Here is a 19,990-nt window from a genome sequence, read left to right on the forward strand (position 1 = left end):
CAGCGCTCCCGGCAGCTCCGTCAGCGCAGCTCCGCCGTCGTGATCAGCCGGATCGCGGCGTCGGACCACGCGTCGAACGCCGCACGTCCCGGAGCCGGGCCCAGCGTGCTGTTCAGGCCTCGAAGATCCGTGGCGCAGCGTCCGAGCCCGGCGGCGTCCAGACGGCCGGCCGTCGCCTCCAGGCTCGTCCCGAACGACTGCGGCAGATGCCGCGCGCCGCGGTGCACCAGCTCGGCGAGGAGGTCGAAGGCGCTCTCGATGGCCGCGGTGAGCGGGTCGGGGGCCGGCGCGGCGCCGTCGTCGAGGTCCTTGGAGCCGTCGCCCGACGCCAGATCGGGCACCACGACGCGCCCCTGGGCCACGACCGCGATCGGGGTCAGCACCAGGCCGCCGCGGCCCCGCCGCACGGTGGCCGACACGTAGCGCGGTTCGCGGTACAGAGCGTCGGCGAGGGCGTCGAGCGCGCCGGGGGCGACGGAGCGGTGCTCGGAGACGATCCGCGCCGTGCCGCCGGCCGCGCCGTGCACCACCGCCGTCAGCCGCTGGCTGCCGGGCTCGTACCAGAGGTGTTCGACCTCTGCGATCTCCACGACCCGCACGTCCTCGGCGTCGACCCGCGGCCGCACCAGACGCGGCGGCAGCCGGTCGAACTCGGCGGCCAGCGCGTCGAGATCGCGGGCGAGCAGCGTGGCGGGCAGGTGGCCCCAGGCGCCGCCGGACTGGCTGACGGTCGTGCGCGCGACCCGGTTCACGGCCAGCCGCAGCCGCCGGTCGGCACGCCGGTGCGCGGTCTCGGTCACCACGTTGCCGCCGGCCAGCACGCCGACGGTGCTCCCGGCCAGCCGCCGCCCGACCAGGTCGGCACCGGTCGCGGCACTCTGGTAGCGACCGTCGAGGGTGAGCACCACACCGGCGGCCGGATCGGCCAGGAACACCAGGGCCCTGCGATCCTCGCCGACGGCCTGCACCCGGCAGCCGAGCGCGGTCAGCCGGAGCCGCCGCAGAGCCACCTCGGCAGCCTCCTCGGTCCCCAGGACCCGGGACCGGGGCTGCCCGCCCGACGATCCGGCGACCCGGGCCCGCGCGACGAGCTCGGCCAGCAGATCGGCGACGAGCCCCTGCTGATGCCGCGCGGCCCGGTCGGCGTGCGCGGCCAACTGGTCGGACAACTCCTCGGTGGCCAGCACGGGCCACCGCAGGTTCGCGGCCTCGAGGTCGCGACGGACGCGCGCCAGGCGCGGGGTGAAGCCGGCGGCCAGGTTGGCGACGCCGGTGAGGAAGATGTCGGCGGCGAGGTCGACGGCTGAGGCCAGGGCGTCGGGGCGGGCTGCCTGGACACCATCGGCGCCCACGGCCGCAGCGAGAACATCGGCTGTGTCTGATGGCCCGGCTTGGCTCTGGACATCAGCACCGGAACCGGAACCAGAACCCGAGCCGGAACCAGAACCGGAGCCAGCACCAGAACCAGCCTCACCACCGTCCGCACCGCCCACCGCGAAGTGCCGATCGCCGGCCTCCCCGGCCTCCCCCGCCCAGGCGCGCCAGGCCCACACCGCGAGCGCCACCGCCTCCTTCGTGTCGCGCACGTCGCTGCGGGCGTAGGCCAGGTCGTGGGGTACCAGGAAGCGCACCGAGCAGTTCGGGAGCTCGACCCAGGGCACCGGTTCGCGGGGCGTCGGCGGGTGGACGCGGGCCAGGTAGCCGGTGGCGAGGCGGCGGCGGGCCGAGGCGTAGGTGCGTTTGCCGAGAAGGGTTTCCAGCTCCTCGTCGGTGAACTCGGCGGGTGACCACTCCTCGGCGTCGTCCGGGCCGTCGGATGCCGTGGCCTGGTAGGCCAGCACCACCGCGACGAGGTGGCGGCAGGCGCCGGACGCGCCGCAGGTGCAGTCCGCCGCTTCCAGGCCGCCGGGCGGCAGGGCGCAGACGACGCCGTCCGGGAACGTGCCGCGGATCGCGTCCGCGTCCTCGGCGACGGTCGGGCCGGTGCCGGCTGCGACCTCCTTCGCCGCCCGCTTGTACAGGCCGCGGTTGGTCAGGGAGACCAGGGCGTCCTCGGTGAGGGCGAGCAGGTCCGCGCGGGTGATGGTCACGAGTTCACCGCCTCGGCCACGAAGGCCGCCAGTTCGCCCGGGGTCATGGCGCCGACGTGGGCGCCGAGGTTCGCCAGGCGTTCGCCCATGTCCCGGTTGAAGGAGGGGTTGGCGTCCTCGTCCAGGGCGCACAGGGCCAGGAAGCGGCAGCCCTGCTCGATCAGGGAGCGCGCGCCGCGCAGGACGCCCGCCTCGCTGCCTCCTTCGTAGAGGTCTGATATCAGGGCCACGATGGTACGGCGCGGGTTGGCGACCAGGTCGCCGGCGTAGGCCACCGCGCGGGAGATGTCGGTGCCGCCGCCGAGCTGGACCTTCATCAGCAGCTCCACCGGATCGGTGACCTCGCTCGTCAGATCCACCACCGAGGTGTCGAACGCGACCAGGTGCGTGCGCACGCCCGGCAGGCCCCACAGGCAGGCGGCCGTCACCGCCGAGTGGATGACCGAGGAGACCATCGACCCGGACTGGTCGACCAGCAGGATCACCTGCCAGTCGTCGACGTGGCGGCGCGAGCGGGTGAAGAAGTACGCGTCCTCTATATAGAGCTTGCGTTGCTCCGGCTGGTAGTGGCCGAGGTTGCCGCGCAGCGTGCGCTTCACGTCGAAGTTGCGGGCCAGCCTGACCTGCGAGGGCCGGCGCAGCCGGGTGCCGGAGAACGACGCGCGCACCTCGGTGGCCAGCTTGCGCATCAGCTCCTCGACCACGGCCGCGACCAGCTTGCGGGCCAGCTCCAGCACCTTCGGGTCCATCAGGTGCTTGGTCCGCAGGACCGCCTTCAGCAGCGCCGGGCTCGGCTCGACGCGCTCCAGCACCTTCGGGTCGGTGACGATGTCATGGATCTGATACCGGTCGACGGCGTCGCGGGTCAGCCGCTCGACGGTCTCCTTCGGGAACAGCTTCGTGATCCCGTCGAGCCAGTCGACGGTGGTCAGTATCGATTCCCCGCTGCCGCCGGGTCCCTTCGGCCCACCGCCGGCTCCGCCCTTGCGGACGCCCCGCGCCGTCAGCTCGTCGTCCCGGCCGTACAGCCAGTCCAGCGCCGCGTCCCGGGAGGCGTTGCCGCCGCTCAGCGGCATGCGCCCGGAGGCCGGAGCGCCGAGGATCATCCGCCAGCGCTCCAGCGCCGCGGCTGTCTCAGGGTCCTGCGGAACCGCGTTCACCGGATCAGCCCCTCCCGCTCCAGGATCGCCTGCACATGGCTGTCCAGCTCCCGTCCCCGGGCCAGGACCACCGGGTCGCCGATCCCGGTCCGGATCATCGACCACGCGGAGTCCTGGACCCCGTACAGCGCCAGCACCTGGCCGGCGATCGTCTCGCGCTCCCGCGGCGGGAAGTACCCGAACGCCTGCCGCAGGGCGGGCAGGGCGACCAGCAGGTCCCGATCCGTCATCGCCGTCACCAGATCGTCGAGCACCGCCAGGACCGACGCCTCCTCCAGACACTGCTCCCGGGCCAGCGCGAACAGCCCGCCGAGCCAGTCCCCGAGGCTGGCCGGGGTGCCCGCGGCACGGATAGTGCGCTCGGCGTCCGGCGGCGGCGTGCCCAGCGACCAGCCGAAGCCGAACGCGGCGCCACGCAAGTCGGGAGCAGCCTCCGCGTTGTCCGCGATACGCGCCATGACGTCCAGCGCGCGCACCGCGTCCAGCCCCAGCCCGGCCGCCGCGTGCCGCACGGCGTCGCGCACCGCGCGCACGGCGGCGATCCGGCGCGGCTGGGCCGGCGAGCCCGCGGGCCCCGGCACCGATTCGACCAGCCACAGCAGCCGGTCCACCGAAGCGCCGATGACCGTGCCCAACGTCTCGGACTGCCGGGCCGCGAGCAGCTGATCGTGCCGCCACAGGCCGAGCACGGCCGCCAGCACCTCCCCCAGCGGCTCGACTTCGTGGCCGGCGCCCACGGACTGCGCCAGCGAGCCCAGGACCTCCTCCGACAGGTCCTCGATCCCGCACAGCACCGCGTCGAAGAGCGCCTGCGCGGCCGTCTCCAGGCTCCCGCCGGCCTGCACCCGCTCGCCGAGCCGGGCCTTCGCGGCCAGCTCGACCGTCGGGCCGTAGCCCCCGGCCTCGATCAGCGCGGCCAGCCGGTCTGGGTCGGCGGTGATCCGCCACTCCTCGGTGAACGTGCTGTCCTCCAGGGCCGGATCCGGGCCCGACGAACGGTCGTGGCCGGGGACGCGCAGGACCCTGAGCCGGTGCAGCAGCCGCGAGGCGTCCCGCTCGGCGGGGACGGTCAGGTCGAGCGTCACCGCCTCCCTGCCCGCCAGCCCGTGCCGCTCCAGCTCGGCCTCGGCGTCGTGCACCAGCGGCGGCAGCGGGGTGTCCGGGTGCAGGCGGCCCACGCGGTCGCCGGACAGCGCCGCGACCATCTCCACGACGGCCGGATGCGTCCCCGGGGCCAGCACCCGGCGCCCGGTCCAGGGCAGCGGCTGGTCCAGCGCCTCGGAGACCAGCGCCGAGACCAGGCCGTCGAGCAGGTCGGCACGGGCCGGATGCCGGTGCCCGCGCACGGCCGCCAGGCCCTCGCCGTTGGCCCGCGCCGCGATGAGGTCGGCGGTCGAGACCCGCTGGCTGCGCCCGCGCAGCCGCCGCACGACCTCCTCGGTCAGCGCCGCGGCCGCCCCGGTCGGCCCCAGCTCCCACAGCCGCTGGTAGTAGCCCGGGGACGGCATGCCGGACTGGTAGCCGTCGAAGGCGTCCAGGCGCTTGAACGAGTACGGGACGAGGTAGCTGACGGCGGACTCGACGGGCACCGGGTCGGGCTCGGGCCAATCAGAGTCCTCCAACGCTGCGGCGAGCCGCAGCAGCGCCGGCCGGTGGAACCCGCCGCACACCACCAGGACCGGTTTGTCAGGACTCTGCTGAAGCGCCGCCGCGATCCACCGCGCCATGTACTGCTCGCGGATCTCCTCGGACGTCGGCTCAGCCGGTTCCCGGCCGGTGTCGTTCGCCGTCCGGACCAGGTCGAAGTACGTGTTCAGACGCTCGCCGAGCTCGGCCGCCGAGGTCTGCCCGGCCTCGATCTCCGCGATGTGGTCCCACAGCGTGTCGATGTTGTCCATCCCGAACTGCCGGCACAGCTCCTCCACGGTCCGGGTGAACCGCAGCTCGGCGTCGGCGTACCGGTTGGTCAGCGTCGAGAAGGCCGGATGCCAGGCCGGCAGGTCGATGAAGCGCACCTCGGCCCCGGCCTTCGTGCCCTCGGTCAGCGCGACCCACTCCGGCGAGTACTCGCAGAACGGCGACCACGACCCGCGCGCGAGCGAGCCGTCCCGCACCGAGGTGAACACCGCGACCGGCAGCTCGTGGCCGAGCAGGAACTCCCCGATCCGGTCGTTCATGTCGGAGGGACCCTCGATGAGGACGTGCGCCGGCCGCAGCCGCTCGATCGCCTCGCGCACCAGACCCGCGCAGGCTGGGCTGTGGTGCCGGACGCCCACGATGGTGAGGTTGGCGAGGCCGGCCGGGTTCCCGACCACCTTCTCAGGGCCCGTCATCAGCCGGGCAGCCGGTGCCGCGCGTCGTAGAGCTCCTGCCACTGGTCGCCCTTGCGGCGCTGCGCGTGCTGCTCCAGATACGTGCGCACCTTGGCCAGGTCGTCGTTGTTGTCCTTGGCCGCGGTCCCGGCCAGGCACTCCACGATGTCCGCGGCCGTCCCGGCGTCCCCGCGCAGGAACCAGCCGCGCAGACCCACCGCGTGCGCCACCGATACCGCCTCGGCCGTGCTCATCACCGACGACAGCCGCTCCATCGCGTCGCCCCGCTCGGTCTTGCCCTCGCGCAGTTCACGGAACGCGGTGACCAGCACCTCCAGCACGTCGCGGCGCGGCGGCACCGTGACGCCGGAGCCGTGCAGCAGCTGCGTCGCCTCCTGCTCGACCAGGGCGAGCTCGGTGGCGAAATCGGTGATCGCGAACACCGTCTCGAAGTTGAAGCGCCGCTTGAGCGCCGCGCTCATCTCGTTCACGCCGCGGTCCCGGGTGTTCGCCGTCGCGATGACGTTGAACCCCTCGCGCGCGAAGACCAGCGCGTCCTCGCCGGTGAGTTCCGGGACCGCCATCACCCGGTCCGACAGCGGCGAGAGCAGGCAGTCCTGCACCTCCAGCGGGCAGCGCGTGATCTCCTCGAAGCGCACCACCCGGCCCTCGGTCATGCCCCGGTACAGCGGCGCCGGCACCAGCGACTTGGTCGAGGGCCCCTCGGCGACCAGCAGCGCGTAGTTCCACGAGTACTTGATCTGGTCCTCGGTGGTGGCCGCGCCGCCCTGCACGGTCAGCGTCGAGTCGCCGCTGACCGCCGCGGCCAGCAGCTCCGACAGCAGCGACTTGGCCGTGCCCGGCTCGCCGACCAGCATCAGGCCTCTGCTGGTGGCCAGGGACACCAGCGCGCGGTCGATGAGCGAGGGGTCGCCGACGAACTTGCGGGTGATCCCGGCCTTCTCGTCGCCCAGGATGAAGCGCCGCGCCGCGCGCAGGCTCAACGCCCAGCCCGGCGGCCGCTCGCCGTCGTCGGCGGCGGCCAGCCGGGCCAGCTCGTCGGCGTAGCGGACCTCGGCGGCCGGGCGCTGGATGCGCTTGCCGTCCGGGCCGGGCCCGAGGGAGGACTGCGCCGCGGCCGTCCCGGCGGTGTGCTTGGCGCTCACTGTGCGGTCACCTCGGTCAGATCGCGGAGTATCTCGGATGCGGTCACAGAGTCGAGTGTGCCGAACGGGTCCGACCGTTCGGGAAGGGGGCTGCGGCCCCACGGCAGGGCATGGCGGTCGTAGTCGGGGTCGTCCTCGGTCGCGCTCAGCCAGACCGCTTTGATGGCCTGGTAGGCCGACTGCGCCGCCGCACCGGCCTCCAGGCCCGGTTCGAGCTCCATGACCACGCACCGCCCGTCGCCGACCGGACGGAGCAGCCGCGACCACAGCCGGTCGGCTCCGATCGGACCGCGCCGCCATCCGCGGGACGCCAGCCCGTCGAACCTCGCGGGGCCGAAACGGACCACGCCCAAGGCATGCGAGCCGGATACGGCGTCCGGGCAGATGTACGGCCGCACGAGGAGCTTGCCCGCGAGCTCATCGGCGTTCAGCGTCAGCGGCGGACGTCCCAGCTGGTCGAACGGCTGGAGGATCTCGTAGTCGGAGAAGACCTCGGACCACCGGCCCAGGGCGGGCCCGAGGTCGACCGGATGCGCGACGCCGATCAGGGCGTCCTCAGGGACCTCATAGTGGGCGTCATCGATGTCTGCGAAGCTCAAGTCCTCGGCGACGCGGAACGTGCCGACCAGGCCGCCGTCCGCGGCGTACACGCCCCACACCAGGCGCCGCACAAGCCGGCCGAGAACCAGATGGCGAACCAGATACGTGGCGAACTCCTGCGGAATCCAACGGCGCCGCTCCAGCATCCCCCGCTCCAGCCGCACGGCCTGCTCCTGCGCCCCGACCCGGGCCTGCGTCTTCAGCGTCGCGAAGCGTTTGTAGGAGGCGGGAGCCAGCTCGGGGTCGTCCCGCTTGCCGGGCTTGGGCAGGGCCCGCAGCACCGCACCGGTCTCGTCGGTGACGACCGGCCGCAGCAGTTCGTCGAAGGACACGTCGAAGCCGCGTCTGCCGTAGTCCAGGTGCAAAGTCCCCTCGGCGCTCAGCCCCGAAGTCGGGACCAGGCGGTCGGCGAGGCGGTCCGCCGACAGGTCCATGGACTGCGCGACATCCTCGAACGTCGCCTGCGCCTTGCGCTTGGTCCTGGGGGTCCATGAGCGGCGCGAGAAGGTGTACAACGCCACGAGCGCGCGGTCGCCGCCGATCGCGGCGAGGGCGTCGAAACCGGCGTAGACGAAATCGGTCTTCGCCTGCCCGTACCAATCGCGGATCAGCTTCTCCAGCCGGCTGACCGTGTTCTCGTCACCGAAGGTCCCGAGGGCGGCGAACACCCAGCCTTCGCTCTCGGGAGCGCCCGACTGTTCCCAACCGTCGTACAGGGAGCCGACGAACTCCGCGAGCGAGGAGGCATCGCAGAGCTCTTTGACAGCCTCCAGACCGGGGTAGGGCGCGTCCGGCTTGGAGAACATCAGCATCTCCACGACCGCCTGTGCGGCACCGGGGGGAAGCGTGGTCCGGCCATCTTCCAAGCGGATCTCGGGCAGCATCGCCGCGCGCGCCCACGACGGCGCCTGCGGAACAGTGCGGGGGTAGGTCTCGAAGCCGAGGTCCGCCAGCACCTCCTTGGTCGCGGTGGCCACGTCCTCGCCGTACGCCTCCGCCGCGACCCCGACGACGTCCACGCCGTCCGCTTCGAGGAAGCGAAGCGCGGCGACGGTGTTCTGGCGCAGCTTGCCGGGCTTGCCCAGCGCCGTCGGCACGAGACCGCGCACCGCCGCTTCGGGATGGCGTCGCAACCAGGTGACTGCGTGGGCCCGCATGGAGCGCAGCCGCGCGAACCCGTCCGCCATGATCGCCGCGATCTCGGCGGACTCGAACGGCTGGAGCAGCTGGGCACGCACGGCCGGGAGTCTTGAGAGCGACAGCACTGTGGGAAGCGCAAGGGTTTCGTACTTCGCGACGAAGGTCCGGGCCCGGTTGGTGACCTGCCGGATCGGCGGCTGCCAGTCGGCGAGCTGCGGGCGCACCAGCTCTTCGGGGGCGTATGCCACGAAGTAAGTGAGGAGGTGTTCGTCGGAGATGCCGTTGAGGATCTCGTGCACGACCGCCTCCCACCCCTGCTCCGGAGTCCAGCCCGCGCCGTGACCGGTGAGCCAGGCCTCGCGTTCGCCGGGCAGCCAGGCGACCTCGACGTCCGCGACGGCCGCCGGCGGCGTCAGGCCCTCGACCACGACCGGCTTCCCGCGCTTGCGCTTCTTGTCGTGCCACGGCGGGGCGGCCAGGATCTCGGGCAGATCCGCGAGCGCGGCATCACGGCGCGCCGTCCCCGCGGTCATCGGCCCGTCACCTCGGTCAGGTCGCGCAGGATCTCCGAAGCCGGGACGGCGTCGAGGTCGGACAGCGGCACCGCGTGCAGCTCGAAGGAGGCGTGCTCGCCGGCCACGCTGAGCCAGACGCGCTCGATGCGCTGGTAGCCGGAGCCCGCCGCGACGCCGCCCTTCAGCCCCGGCGAGATGTCCACGATCAGGTACCGGTCGTCGCCGAGCTGCCGCAGGAACCGCGACCAGACCGGCGGATCGCCCACCGGTCCGCTGTACCAGCCGCGGGGCTCCAGGGCGGCGATCACGTTCGCGTCCAGGACCACCCGCTGGAAGCGCTCCAGCATCCGGCCGGACCGCTCGGCCTCGGTCAGCTCCAGGGACGGCCGGCCCAGCTGGTCCAGCGGCTGCAGGATCTCGTAGTCGGCGAAGACCTCGCTCCACTCCGCGGCCGTCGGTCCGAGCTCCACCGGGTGCGCGACGCCGATGGCGGCGCCTTCGGGGATCTCGTAGTGCGCGTCGTGGACGTCGGCGTAGCTGAGGTCCTCGGCGATCCGGAACGAGCCGATCGTCGTGCCGTCGGGTGCGTAGACGCCCCACACCAGCCGCCGCGTGATGTGGCCCAGCAGGGGATGCGCGACCATGTACGCCGCGAAGCCCTCCGGGTCCCAGCGCCGGCGGGTGAACATGGCCTTCTCCAGGCGCTTGATCTGGTCCACCGCAATGGTCTGCGCGGCCTTCTTCACCTCGGTGTAGTGCAGGTACGCGGCCACCGCCAGCTCCGGGTCGTCGGTCTTGACCGGCCGGGGCATCCGCTGGAGCACCTTGCCGGCGGCGTCGGTCACCCGCGGCCGCAGCAGCTCGTCGAAGCCGACGCCGAACGAGCGCGGGCCGTAGTCCAGCCGGAGCCGGCCGTCGGGGCCCAGGCCCAGGGTCGGGACCACCCGGTCGGCGAGGTCGTCGGCCCGCAGGTCGAGCGAGGCGGCCACGTCCTGGAAGCGCTCGGCGGCCCGGCGCCGCACCGGCTTGCGCCGGCCTTTCTGCACCACGCCGTGCAGGGCCGCCAGGGCCCGGTCGCCGCCGATCATGCCCAGCACCGTCAGCGCGTCGCTGACCAGCGGGTAGTTGCGCTCGGTGGTCCAGGGCCCGATCAGCGGCTCCAGCCGGTCCACGGTGCCGTCGTCGCCGAGCAGGCCCAGCGCGTCCAGAGCCCACCGGTCCTCCGGCAGCGACCCGGATTCGCGCCAGTTGTCGAACAGCGCGAAGGCGAACTCGCCCAGCCCGGACTCGTCGCAGAGCTCTTTGACGACCTCCAGGCCGGGATGCGGGGCCTCGGGCTTGGAGATCTGGAGCATCTCCACCACGGACTGGACCGCGCGCGCCGGCAGCTCGGCCGTCCCGTCCTTGAGTCCGATCGGCGGGAGCACCGCGGGCTTGGCCCACATGGGGATCTCGGGCATGGTGCGCGGATACGTGCCGAGCCCGCCTTCGGTGAGCAGGTCCTTGACCGCCACGCCGACCGCCTCTCCGTACGTGTCGGCGACGATGCCCACGACGTCGGTGCCCTCGGCGGCCAGCCACCGCAGCGCGGCGTCGGCGGTGCGCCGCTGCGGGCCCGCCTTGCCGAGCGCGGCCGGCGCCAGCAGCCGCACGGCGGCCGCGGGATGGCGGCGCAGCCAGCCCAGAGCCGCGCCGCGCGCCACGCTGCGCCGCCGCGTCATGCCCTCGACCATGGAGGCGGCGATCTCCGCGCTGACGAACGGCTGGAGCAGCCGGCCCCGGTCCCCCGGCCGCCCGCGGATCGCCTGCACGGCCGGGAGCGCCAGCAGCTCGTAGCGCGCGACGAAGGACAGGGCTCGATCATCGGCGCGCCGCAGCGGCGGCTTCCAGCCGTCCGCCAGCATCGGCCGCACCAGCTCCGGCGAGGCGTAGGCGGCGAAGTAGAGGGCCACCGGCGTCATGGGATCGTCGGGCTGGAGCGGCTGGGCACGCCAGGCGTCGATCTGCTCGGCGATCGCCGCCCAGCCCTGGCTCGGCTCCCAGCCGGCACCGCGGCCGAGCCAGCGCTCGCGCTCGCCGGGCAGCCAGGCGATCTCGACCTCGGCCGGCGGCGTCAGTCCGCCGACCACGATCGGTTTGGGCCGCTTGGCCTTCGGGTCAGACCACGGCGGCCGGGCCAGGATGTCAGGGAGCTGTATCTCCTGCGCGGCGTCCGGCGCGGTCCGGGTGAGAGCCGCCAGGACATGGGTCGTGGCCCGCGTGGGCTCCATGGCGGACAGGACGCGCAGTGCGCTGTCCGGGAAGCGTTCTGCTGCGGCGTGGAGGTAGGACAGGGTCTCAGGCCGTCCGTTGTCCCGCTCGGCGAGCGCCCGGATCGCGTCGTCGCCGGGGATCCGGGACATCAGGTCCAGGGCCGCCAGCGTGGCCCCGGTCAATGCCTTGCCCCTGTTGGACTGGCCGTCGTGCCAGGCGAGCAGGAAGGGCAGGGCACGGTCTCCGGCGATCGACAGGAACGTCAGCTCGACGGCGGGATCTCCGGGCCAGACCCACCTTCCGCCGTCCCGCAGGAGTTCCCCGACCGCGGCCGCCTGCTCGGCGGTGGCGACGGAGGGCAGCAGCGCGGCGGGCGGAAGCTCGCCCCGGCCCGCCGCCGCCAGGTCCTCCTCAAGCCAGTCCGGACGCTCGGGGAACAGGAACGTGGCCAGAGTCCGGGCGAACCACCGGCCGTCCTCAGCCGTCCTGGTCCGCTCGGCGGCGGCCATGGCCTCGGCGTGGACGTCGTCCGGCGCCGAGCGGACCAGATCCAGCAGGTGCCGCGCCGGGCCCATGCGGTCCAGGACGCTGAAGCGTTCTCGATAGCCCAGCTGGCCGTAGACGGCGGACGCCTCCAGCGCGTAGGCAACGCCCCGCACGTGGTTCCAGACGTCGACCGCGGCCTCGGCCCCGAAGTCATCCAGCCGATCGAGCGTGCCCTCGGCCAGGGCCGCCTGACGCGGCGTCAGCTTTGTCAGGTCGCCGAAGTCCATCCCCGTCATCGCCTCGACGGTGCGCTTGTCGCTGCCCGGATGCTTCAGGGCAGCCTCGATGAGCCCCTGGGAGTTCTTGGCCATGCCCCGCCGGCGCTCGTACAGCCGCTGCACTGCTTCGGTGTCGGTCTGCGGGATCTGGTCGGGACGGCAGCGGCCGCGCGCGATCGGCTCGACCTTCTGGTAGGCCTTCGGCAGTTCCACAGCGCCGCTCACAGTCCGGTCACCTCGCTCAGGTCGTTCAGGATCTCCGAAACGGTCACCGGATCCAGCGACGACAGCGGCTCGGAACGCTCCCCGCGCCGCCAGTAGCCGTGGCGAAGGCTCTCGCCGGAGATCCAGACGCTCTTGAGCTCCTGGTCCTCGGCGTCGCCGACCCAGCCCGCGCCGAACCCGGGGGCCAGGTCCACCACCACGGTGCGGCCGTCGGGCAGCTCGCGCAGCAGGTGGCCCTGCCAGCCGGCGTCGGCCGGGTCGCTGCGCCGCCAGCCCCGCCGCTCCAGGCCGAGCACCTTGCCGGCGGGCGTCCGGACGCCGGCGAAGCGGATCAGCGAGCTGCCTTCCGCCTCCTCAGCGGTGAGCGCGAGGACCGGCCGGCCGAGCTGCCGGAACGGTTGCAGGATCTCGTAGTCGGCGAACACCTCCGACCAGCGCGGCAGATCCTCGCCGAGATCCAGCGGATGCGCGACGCCGATCAGGGCGTCGTCCGGCAGCGTGATCGGGTCGTCAGCGGCGTCGGCGCAGGAGTCGTCCTCGGCGACCCGGAACGTGGCGCGCACGCCGGTGCCGTCGGGCCGGAAGTCCGACCACACCAGGCGCCGGACGAGATGGCGCAGCAGCGGATGGCCGACGAAGTACTCCTGGAAGTCCGCCTTGGTCCAGTGGCGACGCGCCACCATCGCCGACTCCAGCCGGGTGATCTGGTCGGCGGCCAGAGTCCGCACGTCCTTCTTCAGGCCGCTGAAGCGCTGGTAGGCGGCCGGGGCCAGCTCGGCGTCGTCCTTCACCCCGGGCTTGGGCAGCGACTTCAGGCGCTTGCCGTCCTCGTCGGTGACGCCGGGCTTGAGCTGCTCGTCGAAGAAGACCCGGAACCGGCGCGGGCCGTAATCCAGCTCCATCGAGCCGGAGGCGTCCAGGCCGAGGTCGGGGACGAGGCGGTCGCCGAGCTGGTCGCGGGTCAGGCGCAGCTCCGCGGCTATGGCGGCGACGCGCTCCTGGGCGCTGTCCTTCAGCCCGCGGAACTTGCCCTTCTGCGATATCCCGTAGAGGTGCAGCAGCGCGGTGTCGCCGCCGATCGCGGTCAGCACGTCCAGACCGGCGACCGCCCGGGCGTGGCCGCCGTCGCCGGGCCAGACCCGGATCAGCGGGGACAGGCGGCGCACGGCCTCGTCGCCGCCGAACCACCGCAGGGCGTCCATCGCGAAGGACAGCTTCGCCGGGTGGTCCGCGGTCTGCCAGTTCTCGAACACGGCCCAGGCGAAGTCTTCGAGCGAGCGGGTGTCGCAGAGTTCTTTGACCGTCTCCAGCCCGGGATAAGGGTTCTCGGCGGTGGAAACCATGAGCATCCGCACCACGTTCCGCACGGCCGTCGGCGGCAGGGCCTCCTTGCGACCGGCCACCAGCAGCTGCGGCAGGCTCTCGGGCTCGGCCCAGCCGGGCGGTTCCGGCATCGTCTTCGGGAGCCCGGCGACCAGCGGGTCCTGGGCGAGCAGCCGGACGACGCCGGCCTCGGCCTCGGGACCGTAGGCCGCCGCCTCGGTGCGGACTTCGTCCTCGAAACCCTCGGCGGCCAGGAAGCGCAGCGCGGCCTCGGCGCCCTGGCGCGTCCGGCCCGCCTTGCCGAATGCCGCGGGTATCAGGGTACGAACAGTAAGCGCGGGATGGCGGCGCATCCAGGCCTGCGCCGGGGAACGCAGCGTCTTCAGCCGCAGCCAGTCCGCGACCAGCGGCGCGATCTCGGAGCAGGCGAACGGCAGCAGGAGTTCGGCGTTCTCCACCGGACTGCTGCGCACCGCGCTCATCACCGCGGGGAAGGCGTCCACGCCGAAACGCGCGGTCGCGGTGCTGCACCAGGCGAGGGCGTCGTAGGAGTAGCCGTCCACGAGGTTGCGCAGTGCTCGCCGGGCCTGCGTTTCGGGGGCCCTCATGACGATCACCATGAGCTGATACGCGTTGCGCCGGCCCAAAGCCTTGGCCAGGCGCTTGTCCCAGTCCTCGTCCTCGCGGTGCGCCACGCCGAGGGTGTCGGCGCGCCAGTCCTCGCGTTCCTGGTCGCTCAGCCACACCACCTCGCTGCTGGTCGGCGCAATCAGGTCCCTGATGATGACCGGCTTCACGGTCTCGCGCGCCTTCTCCCACGGCGGGGTGGTCAGCAAGTCCGGCAGGGTGTCGGCGGACGCCGAGGGCAGCGGTGCCGCGAGGCCGCCCACCAGCTTCTCCACGCGGGTCCTGGCCTCGTCGGACAGGTGCGGGAGGACCGCGCGGGCCGCGTCCGGCCGGCTGGTGACCGTCAGCCGCAGCACCCGCTCGGCCGCGATTCGCACGGCCGGCTGCTCCGGCGCCGCCTCGGTGAGCAGCCGGATGCCGCGCTCCGGGAACCGCTGCGCGGCCTCGGCCAGGACGGCCGAGGTGCCGCGGTAGGCGAGCTGCCCGAGGAGGGCCAGGAAGGCGGCGTCGCTGTCGAAGCCGGCGAGTATCCGCTGCACGCGCTGCCGGGCCTCGACGCCGTCCCAGTAGTGCTCGACCCAGTTCGCGATCGCCGGGATCAGGTCCAGCCCGATGGTGGCGACCATGGTCGCGGTCGCCGCCGAGCACAGCCGCAGCGCGTCGGCGTGCGCCCACTTGGTCAGCCGCTCGGCCTGCTGGGGCGTGCTCACCGCCCCGATCAGCAGCCACGCCGCCAGCCCGTCGCGGCCCTCCCAGCGGCGGCCGAGCGGGCCGGTGACGTCCTCATCGACCCAGTCGGCGCGCTCGGGGAACAGGAAGGACAGGAAGGTGTTCCGGACGTCGGCCAGGCCGCGCAGGGCACTGGCTTCGGCGAGCGCCGCGGCGTGGTCCTCGGCGCTCGCGGCGGCCAGGTAGCGGCGCATCCGCGCGGCCATCGCGAGGCGCTCCTGCGCGTGGGCGGCGTCGTGGTCCTTGCGGCGCAGTCCGGGAGCCTTCTGGCCCTTGCGCAGGGCCCAGATCCCGAAGCCGCCGAGGTGGGCCGTCGCCGCGGTCGCGAAGGGGACGCCCCGCGCCGCGACCCAGGCGTCGACGAGGACGTAGGGCTCGTAGCTCTTCGGGGCGTCGTAGAGGACGACGGACGCGGCGATCGCAGCCTGCTGCGGCGTCATCGCGGCCAGGTCGCCGAACTCCGGCTGCCGCATGGCCTCGGCCAGGTCGCCGTCGGTGCCGTCGTGGGCGAGCACCAGTTCGACGGTCCGGGCCGCCTTGGCGAATACGCGTTCGAAGTCGGCCGCCGCCTCCCCCGCGCTCCGGGAGACCTCGATCGGCTCGGCCAAGCCCGCCGCCTTCCCGTCGCGGCGCGGGATCACCAGCGCCCGGGGGTCGAACCGCCTGTCGAACAGTCCTGCGACAGCGTCCACCGGTTCCAGGACGTTCCCCACTAGCCCTCCCAAGCCCCTTATTGGCCAGCAACACCGCGCCCGCCCGAATGGCCAGAACCATAGCGAGGCAAGCCGACAGGGGTGGCAGGGTCCGGCGACCCGGAGGCAGGGAGCGTGCATCAGCACGGGTCAGCACTGGTCAACGCGAGTCGACGCGGGTCAGCGCCGGGTCCGGCGCGGCACCGCGGGCGTCATCCGCACGCTGCCCTCAAGTTGCTGACCCGTTCGGGTGCATGATCCCCTCGAACGTATGGCGCTCCGGTTCGCGGCATTCATGGCGCTGTGGACCGTCTTCTACTTTTCGGTTCCCAGTTTGCACCTGCTGACCTGGACCGTGATCGGCCTCGGCGGGGTCGGCGCGGTGCTGTTCGGCGTCCGCCGCTACCGCCCGCACACCCCGGAGGCCTGGTACCTGCTGGCCGGGGCGATGCTGACGCTGGTCAGCGGGGACACCGCGTACAACCTGCTGACTGACGTCTTCGGCCAGGTCGAGCCGTTCCCCTCGGTCGCCGACGCCATCTACCTGGCGACCTACCCGCTGGCCGCGGCCGGGGTGCTGCTCATGGTGCGGCGGCGCAGCCCGCTGCGCGACCGGGCGGCGCTGATCGACGCGCTCATCCTGACCACGGCGGTGACGCTGCTGCTGTGGGTCTACATCATCACTCCGACGGCGGACAAGGGGACCCAGTCCTGGCTGAGCAGCGCGGTGTCCATCGCCTACCCGCTCGGGGACGTCATGCTGCTGGCGGTGACCGCGCGCCTGGCCACCGGCGGCGCCCTGCGCGGGCCGGCGGTGCGGCTGCTGCTGCTCGGCGTGGTGGGGCTGACCGGGTCCGACGTCGCCTACGCGCTGGTCCGGCTGTACGGCACCTGGCACGTGGGCACCGCCGCCGACCTGGGCTGGGTGGTGTTCTACATCTCCTGGGGCGCGGCCGGGCTCTCGCCGTCGATGACCGAGCTCACCGAGCCGGTGGCGCGCCACCGGCACGGCGCCGACAGCTCGCGGGTCATCCCGCTGGCGGTCGCGGCCCTGGTGGCGCCCACCGTGCTGATGATCGAGGCGCTGGAGCAGAACCAGCGCGACGGGGTGGTCATCGCCGTGTGCTCGGCGCTGATGTTCCTGCTGGTCCTGCTGCGGCTGTACCTGGCCGGGCGGCAGACCCGGGAGCTGGACAACCGCGCGCACACCCGGGCCATGCTGCGCGAGCTGAAGTACCGGGCCTACCGGGACTCGCTCACGGGCCTGGGCAACCGGCTGCGGTTCCAGGACCGGGCCGAGCGCGCCCTGGCCCGGGCCGAGGAGTTCGGCGGCGTGGCGGCCATGCTGCTCATCGACCTGGACAACTTCAAGGAGGTCAACGACACCCAGGGGCACAAGGTGGGCGACGAGCTGCTGGTGGCGGCCGCCTCCCGGATCGCCGAGGCGGTGCGGCCCGGCGACCTGCCGGTGCGCCTGGGCGGCGACGAGTTCGCGGTGCTGCTGTCCGACGGGGCCAGCCAGAAGGCGGCGACGGCGCTGGCCGAACGCCTGATCAAGGTGCTGGCCGAGCCGTTCCGGCTGTCCGGGGCCCCGGTGCCGGTGCGGGCCAGCATCGGGGTGGCCACCAGCGCCGGCGGGGCCGGGGGCACCGAGGAGGTGCTGTTCCGCAACGCCGACCTGGCGCTGTACGCGGCCAAGGCCGACGGCAAGGGCACCTGGCGGCTGTTCGACCCGGCGCTGTACGACGCCGCGCTCCAGCGGCTGGCCCTGCGCACCGGCCTGGACCGGGCCCTGGCCGTCGGCGAGTTCGAGCTGCACTACCAGCCGATCGTGGACCTGCAGGGCCCGCCGCGGGTGGCCGGGTTCGAGGCGCTGGTGCGCTGGCGGCACCCGAAGCTGGGGCTGCTGTCCCCGGGGAACTTCGTGCCGGTGGCCGAGGAGACCGGCCAGATCACCCCGATCGGGGCCTGGATCCTGCGGCAGGCGACCGTGGACGCGGCCGCCGCCGGGTTCGGGTACGTGGCCGTCAACGTCTCCCCGCACCAGTTCAGCGACGGCGGCTTCGTCGACTCGGTGCGCGCGGCGCTGCGCGCGGCGGGCCTGCCGGCGCACCGGCTGACCGTGGAGATCACCGAGAACGTCTTCCTGCACGAGGCGACCGCCAACGCCCTCATCGACCTGCAGCGGCTGGCGCTGCTCGGGGTGCGGATCGCCATCGACGACTTCGGGACCGGCTACTCCTCGATCGGGTACCTGCGGGACCTGAAGTTCGACGTGATCAAAGCCGACAAGTCGTTCGTGGACCGGATCGCCGACCAGAAGGACCACGAGCTGCTGCTGCGGGGGATCGTGCACGTGGCCCGGACGATGGACATCGCCGTGGTCGCCGAGGGGGTCGAGACGGTCGGGCAGCGGGACCTGCTGCGCGACATGGGGTGCGCCTACGCGCAGGGCTTCCTGTACTCGCCGGCGGTGCCGCTGGCGGACACGGCCGGCGTGCAGGCCACCATCGAGAAGGGAGACGGCTGATGGCGCGGCACGAAGTGTGGGCGGAACTGGCCCGGTTGAAGGACACCACGAGGTTCTACGACGCGGTCATCGAGGAGCAGGACCGCGTCGAACCCCGGCGGATCCGGATCGGCGACCACTGGATGTCCGACTTCGCGTCCTGCAACTACCTCGGCTTCGACGTCGACCCGGAGATCATGGCCGCCCCGGCGGAGCTGATCGCCAAGTGGGGCACGCACCCGAGCTGGTCGCGGCTGCTGGGCAACCCGCGGCCGTACCTGGACATCGAGGACCAGCTCACCGACCTTTTACAGGCCCCTGACACGCTGGTCCTGCCGACCATCACGCACATCCACATGACGGTGATCCCGGTCCTGGCCGGCAAGGGCACGGTGTTCTGCGAGGCGCAGGCGCACCGGACCATCTACGACGGCAGCTCGGTGGCCCGCGGCAACGGCGCCACCCTGCACCGCTGGCGGGCCTCGGACCTCGGCGGGCTGGCCGTGGCGCTGCGCAAGGCGCCCAAGGACCTGCCGCGCCTGGTGTGCATGGACGGCATCAACAGCATGACCGGCAACGAGCCGGGGCTGGCGGGGATCGCGGACATCTGCCGGGCCGAGGGCGCGCTGCTGTATGTGGACGACGCGCACGGGTTCGGCGTGATCGGCGAGCGGTCGGCGGCGGAGACGTCGCCGTACGGGGCGCTGGGGAACAGCATCGTGCGGCACCTCGGGGAGTCGTACGAAGGGCTGGTGCTGGTCGGCGGGTTCTCCAAGGCCTACTCCTCGCTCCTGGCGTTCCTGGCGCTGCCGACGCAGATGAAGGAGTACCTGAAGTTCGCGGCGGCGCCGTACCTGTACTCCGGACCATCCCCGACGGCCTCGCTGGCCACGGTCCTGGCCGGGCTGAAGGTGAACCGCGAGCGCGGCGAGGAGATCCGCGGCCGGCTGTGGCACAAGACCGCGCGGGTCATCGACCACGTCCGCAAACTCGGCCTGTACACACCGAACGTCAGCGGCTTCCCCATCATCGAGCTGCCGGCCCGGCAGGCCTCGGACATCGACGAGATCGCCACCCTGCTGTGGGAGCGCGGCATCTACGTCACACTGGCGGCATACCCGCTCGTGCCGCGGGACCAGGCCGGATTCCGGATCCAGGTGACCGCGGCGAACACCGATGAGGAGATCGACCAGTTGAACGCGGCACTGACCGAACTGGAGCCGCTGCTGCGCAAGGCCGAACACCGCGGCGGCGCCGGGGCGGGAACATCAGGGAGCTGATGTGTACCCGCACCTGGAGAGCCTGAGCCAGCTGGGGCGCCTGACGCTGGCCTTCGCCCTGACCTACCTGCTCGGCTTCGAGCGCGACCTGCGCGGCTCGCCGGCCGGCGACCGCACCTTCTCCCTGATCGGCGTGGGCAGCGCCATCATCGCCGTCCTGGCCAAGGACGGCAACGCCCCCAACGCCCTGGCCGGCGTCATCACCGGCGTCGGCTTCATCGGCGCCGGCGTGGTCTTCCGCCCGAGCCTGGCCACCACCCCCCGCCGCCACCTCCTCGACATGGTGAAGGGCGTCACGACCGCCGCGACCATCTTCGCCGCCGCCGCGATCGGCGCCGCATGCGGATTCGGCCGCCTCCTGCTGGCCACCGGCGGCACCGCACTGGTCCTGCTGGCCCTGGAGGTGCGCCACATCCCGCTGCTGAAGTTCGCCGACGGGCGGCGGTGGGCTTCGCGGTTCGCGAACGATGAGGTGCTGCTGCCGGACAAGGACGCGGCCGGGGGCGCGGGGGACGGGGCCGGAGGCGGGGGAGACGAGGGCGCGGGAGATGGGGGCGCAGGGGGCGGGGCCGGGCGGCTCTGATTATGGGTCAGCGCAACCCCAA

General features: G+C 73.0%; 10 protein-coding genes. 3 read left to right on the plus strand and 7 right to left on the minus strand.

Translation table 11 applies throughout. The features are described 5' to 3' along the window. Positions 1-20: 20 nt before the first annotated feature. From ABIA35_RS42240 to ABIA35_RS42270, 7 genes are all read right to left on the minus strand, one after another. Complete coding sequence (locus ABIA35_RS42240) at positions 21-2,090, minus strand: SWIM zinc finger family protein (RefSeq protein ID WP_370361723.1); 2,070 nt, start codon at positions 2,088-2,090, stop codon at positions 21-23. Continuing rightward, positions 2,087-3,196 carry a VWA domain-containing protein gene (locus ABIA35_RS42245; RefSeq protein ID WP_370337570.1) on the minus strand — a complete coding sequence of 370 codons (1,110 nt, stop codon included), beginning with the start codon at positions 3,194-3,196 and terminating at the stop codon, positions 2,087-2,089. The genes ABIA35_RS42240 and ABIA35_RS42245 overlap by 4 nt, the downstream gene beginning before the upstream one ends. A gap of 50 nt (positions 3,197-3,246) precedes the next feature. Next, positions 3,247-5,583 carry a DUF5682 family protein gene (locus ABIA35_RS42250; RefSeq protein WP_370361724.1) on the minus strand — a complete coding sequence of 779 codons (2,337 nt, stop codon included), beginning with the start codon at positions 5,581-5,583 and terminating at the stop codon, positions 3,247-3,249. Then, positions 5,583-6,656, minus strand: a complete 1,074-nt coding sequence (locus ABIA35_RS42255; RefSeq protein ID WP_370337568.1) for an AAA family ATPase — start codon at positions 6,654-6,656, stop codon at positions 5,583-5,585. Before ABIA35_RS42255 ends, ABIA35_RS42250 begins: the two co-directional genes overlap by 1 nt. A 68-nt stretch (positions 6,657-6,724) precedes the next feature. Then, positions 6,725-9,001, minus strand: a complete 2,277-nt coding sequence (locus ABIA35_RS42260; RefSeq protein ID WP_370361725.1) for a DUF4132 domain-containing protein — start codon at positions 8,999-9,001, stop codon at positions 6,725-6,727. Beyond that, positions 8,998-12,225, minus strand: a complete 3,228-nt coding sequence (locus tag ABIA35_RS42265; protein ID WP_370361726.1) for a DUF4132 domain-containing protein — start codon at positions 12,223-12,225, stop codon at positions 8,998-9,000. The genes ABIA35_RS42260 and ABIA35_RS42265 overlap by 4 nt, the downstream gene beginning before the upstream one ends. After that, the gene (locus ABIA35_RS42270) at positions 12,222-15,617 is read right to left on the minus strand and encodes a DUF4132 domain-containing protein (RefSeq protein WP_370361727.1); all 3,396 of its coding nucleotides are present in this window, start codon (positions 15,615-15,617) and stop codon (positions 12,222-12,224) included. The genes ABIA35_RS42265 and ABIA35_RS42270 overlap by 4 nt, the downstream gene beginning before the upstream one ends. Positions 15,618-15,867: 250 nt before the next feature. Between ABIA35_RS42270 and ABIA35_RS42275 the strand changes: the two genes are divergently transcribed. The 3 genes from ABIA35_RS42275 to ABIA35_RS42285 are packed head-to-tail and all read left to right on the plus strand — an operon-like array spanning position 15,868 to position 19,968. Further along, a complete protein-coding gene (locus ABIA35_RS42275; RefSeq protein ID WP_370361728.1) occupies positions 15,868-18,126 on the plus strand; it encodes a putative bifunctional diguanylate cyclase/phosphodiesterase in 2,259 nt (752 codons plus the stop codon). Next, the gene (locus ABIA35_RS42280) at positions 18,126-19,385 is read left to right on the plus strand and encodes an aminotransferase class I/II-fold pyridoxal phosphate-dependent enzyme (RefSeq protein ID WP_370336602.1); all 1,260 of its coding nucleotides are present in this window, start codon (positions 18,126-18,128) and stop codon (positions 19,383-19,385) included. Before ABIA35_RS42275 ends, ABIA35_RS42280 begins: the two co-directional genes overlap by 1 nt. 1 nt (position 19,386) lies before the next feature. Next, positions 19,387-19,968 (plus strand): MgtC/SapB family protein, encoded by a 582-nt coding sequence (locus tag ABIA35_RS42285; RefSeq protein ID WP_370336600.1) that lies wholly within the window; start codon positions 19,387-19,389, stop codon positions 19,966-19,968. The last annotated feature ends 22 nt before the right edge of the window (positions 19,969-19,990 follow it).

Source organism: Catenulispora sp. MAP12-49, from assembly GCF_041262705.1.
Taxonomy (GTDB): domain Bacteria; phylum Actinomycetota; class Actinomycetes; order Streptomycetales; family Catenulisporaceae; genus Catenulispora.

What these genes read in the sequence shown, in the direction of transcription:
- ABIA35_RS42275 (WP_370361728.1), top strand. Translation starts at nt 15,868, where the DNA reads ATGGCGCTCCGGTTCGCGGCATTCATGGCGCTGTGGACCGTCTTCTAC.
- ABIA35_RS42245 (WP_370337570.1), bottom strand. Translation starts at nt 3,196, where the DNA reads ATGATCCTCGGCGCTCCGGCCTCCGGGCGCATGCCGCTGAGCGGCGGC.
- ABIA35_RS42260 (WP_370361725.1), bottom strand. Translation starts at nt 9,001, where the DNA reads ATGACCGCGGGGACGGCGCGCCGTGATGCCGCGCTCGCGGATCTGCCC.
- ABIA35_RS42280 (WP_370336602.1), top strand. Translation starts at nt 18,126, where the DNA reads ATGGCGCGGCACGAAGTGTGGGCGGAACTGGCCCGGTTGAAGGACACC.
- ABIA35_RS42250 (WP_370361724.1), bottom strand. Translation starts at nt 5,583, where the DNA reads ATGACGGGCCCTGAGAAGGTGGTCGGGAACCCGGCCGGCCTCGCCAAC.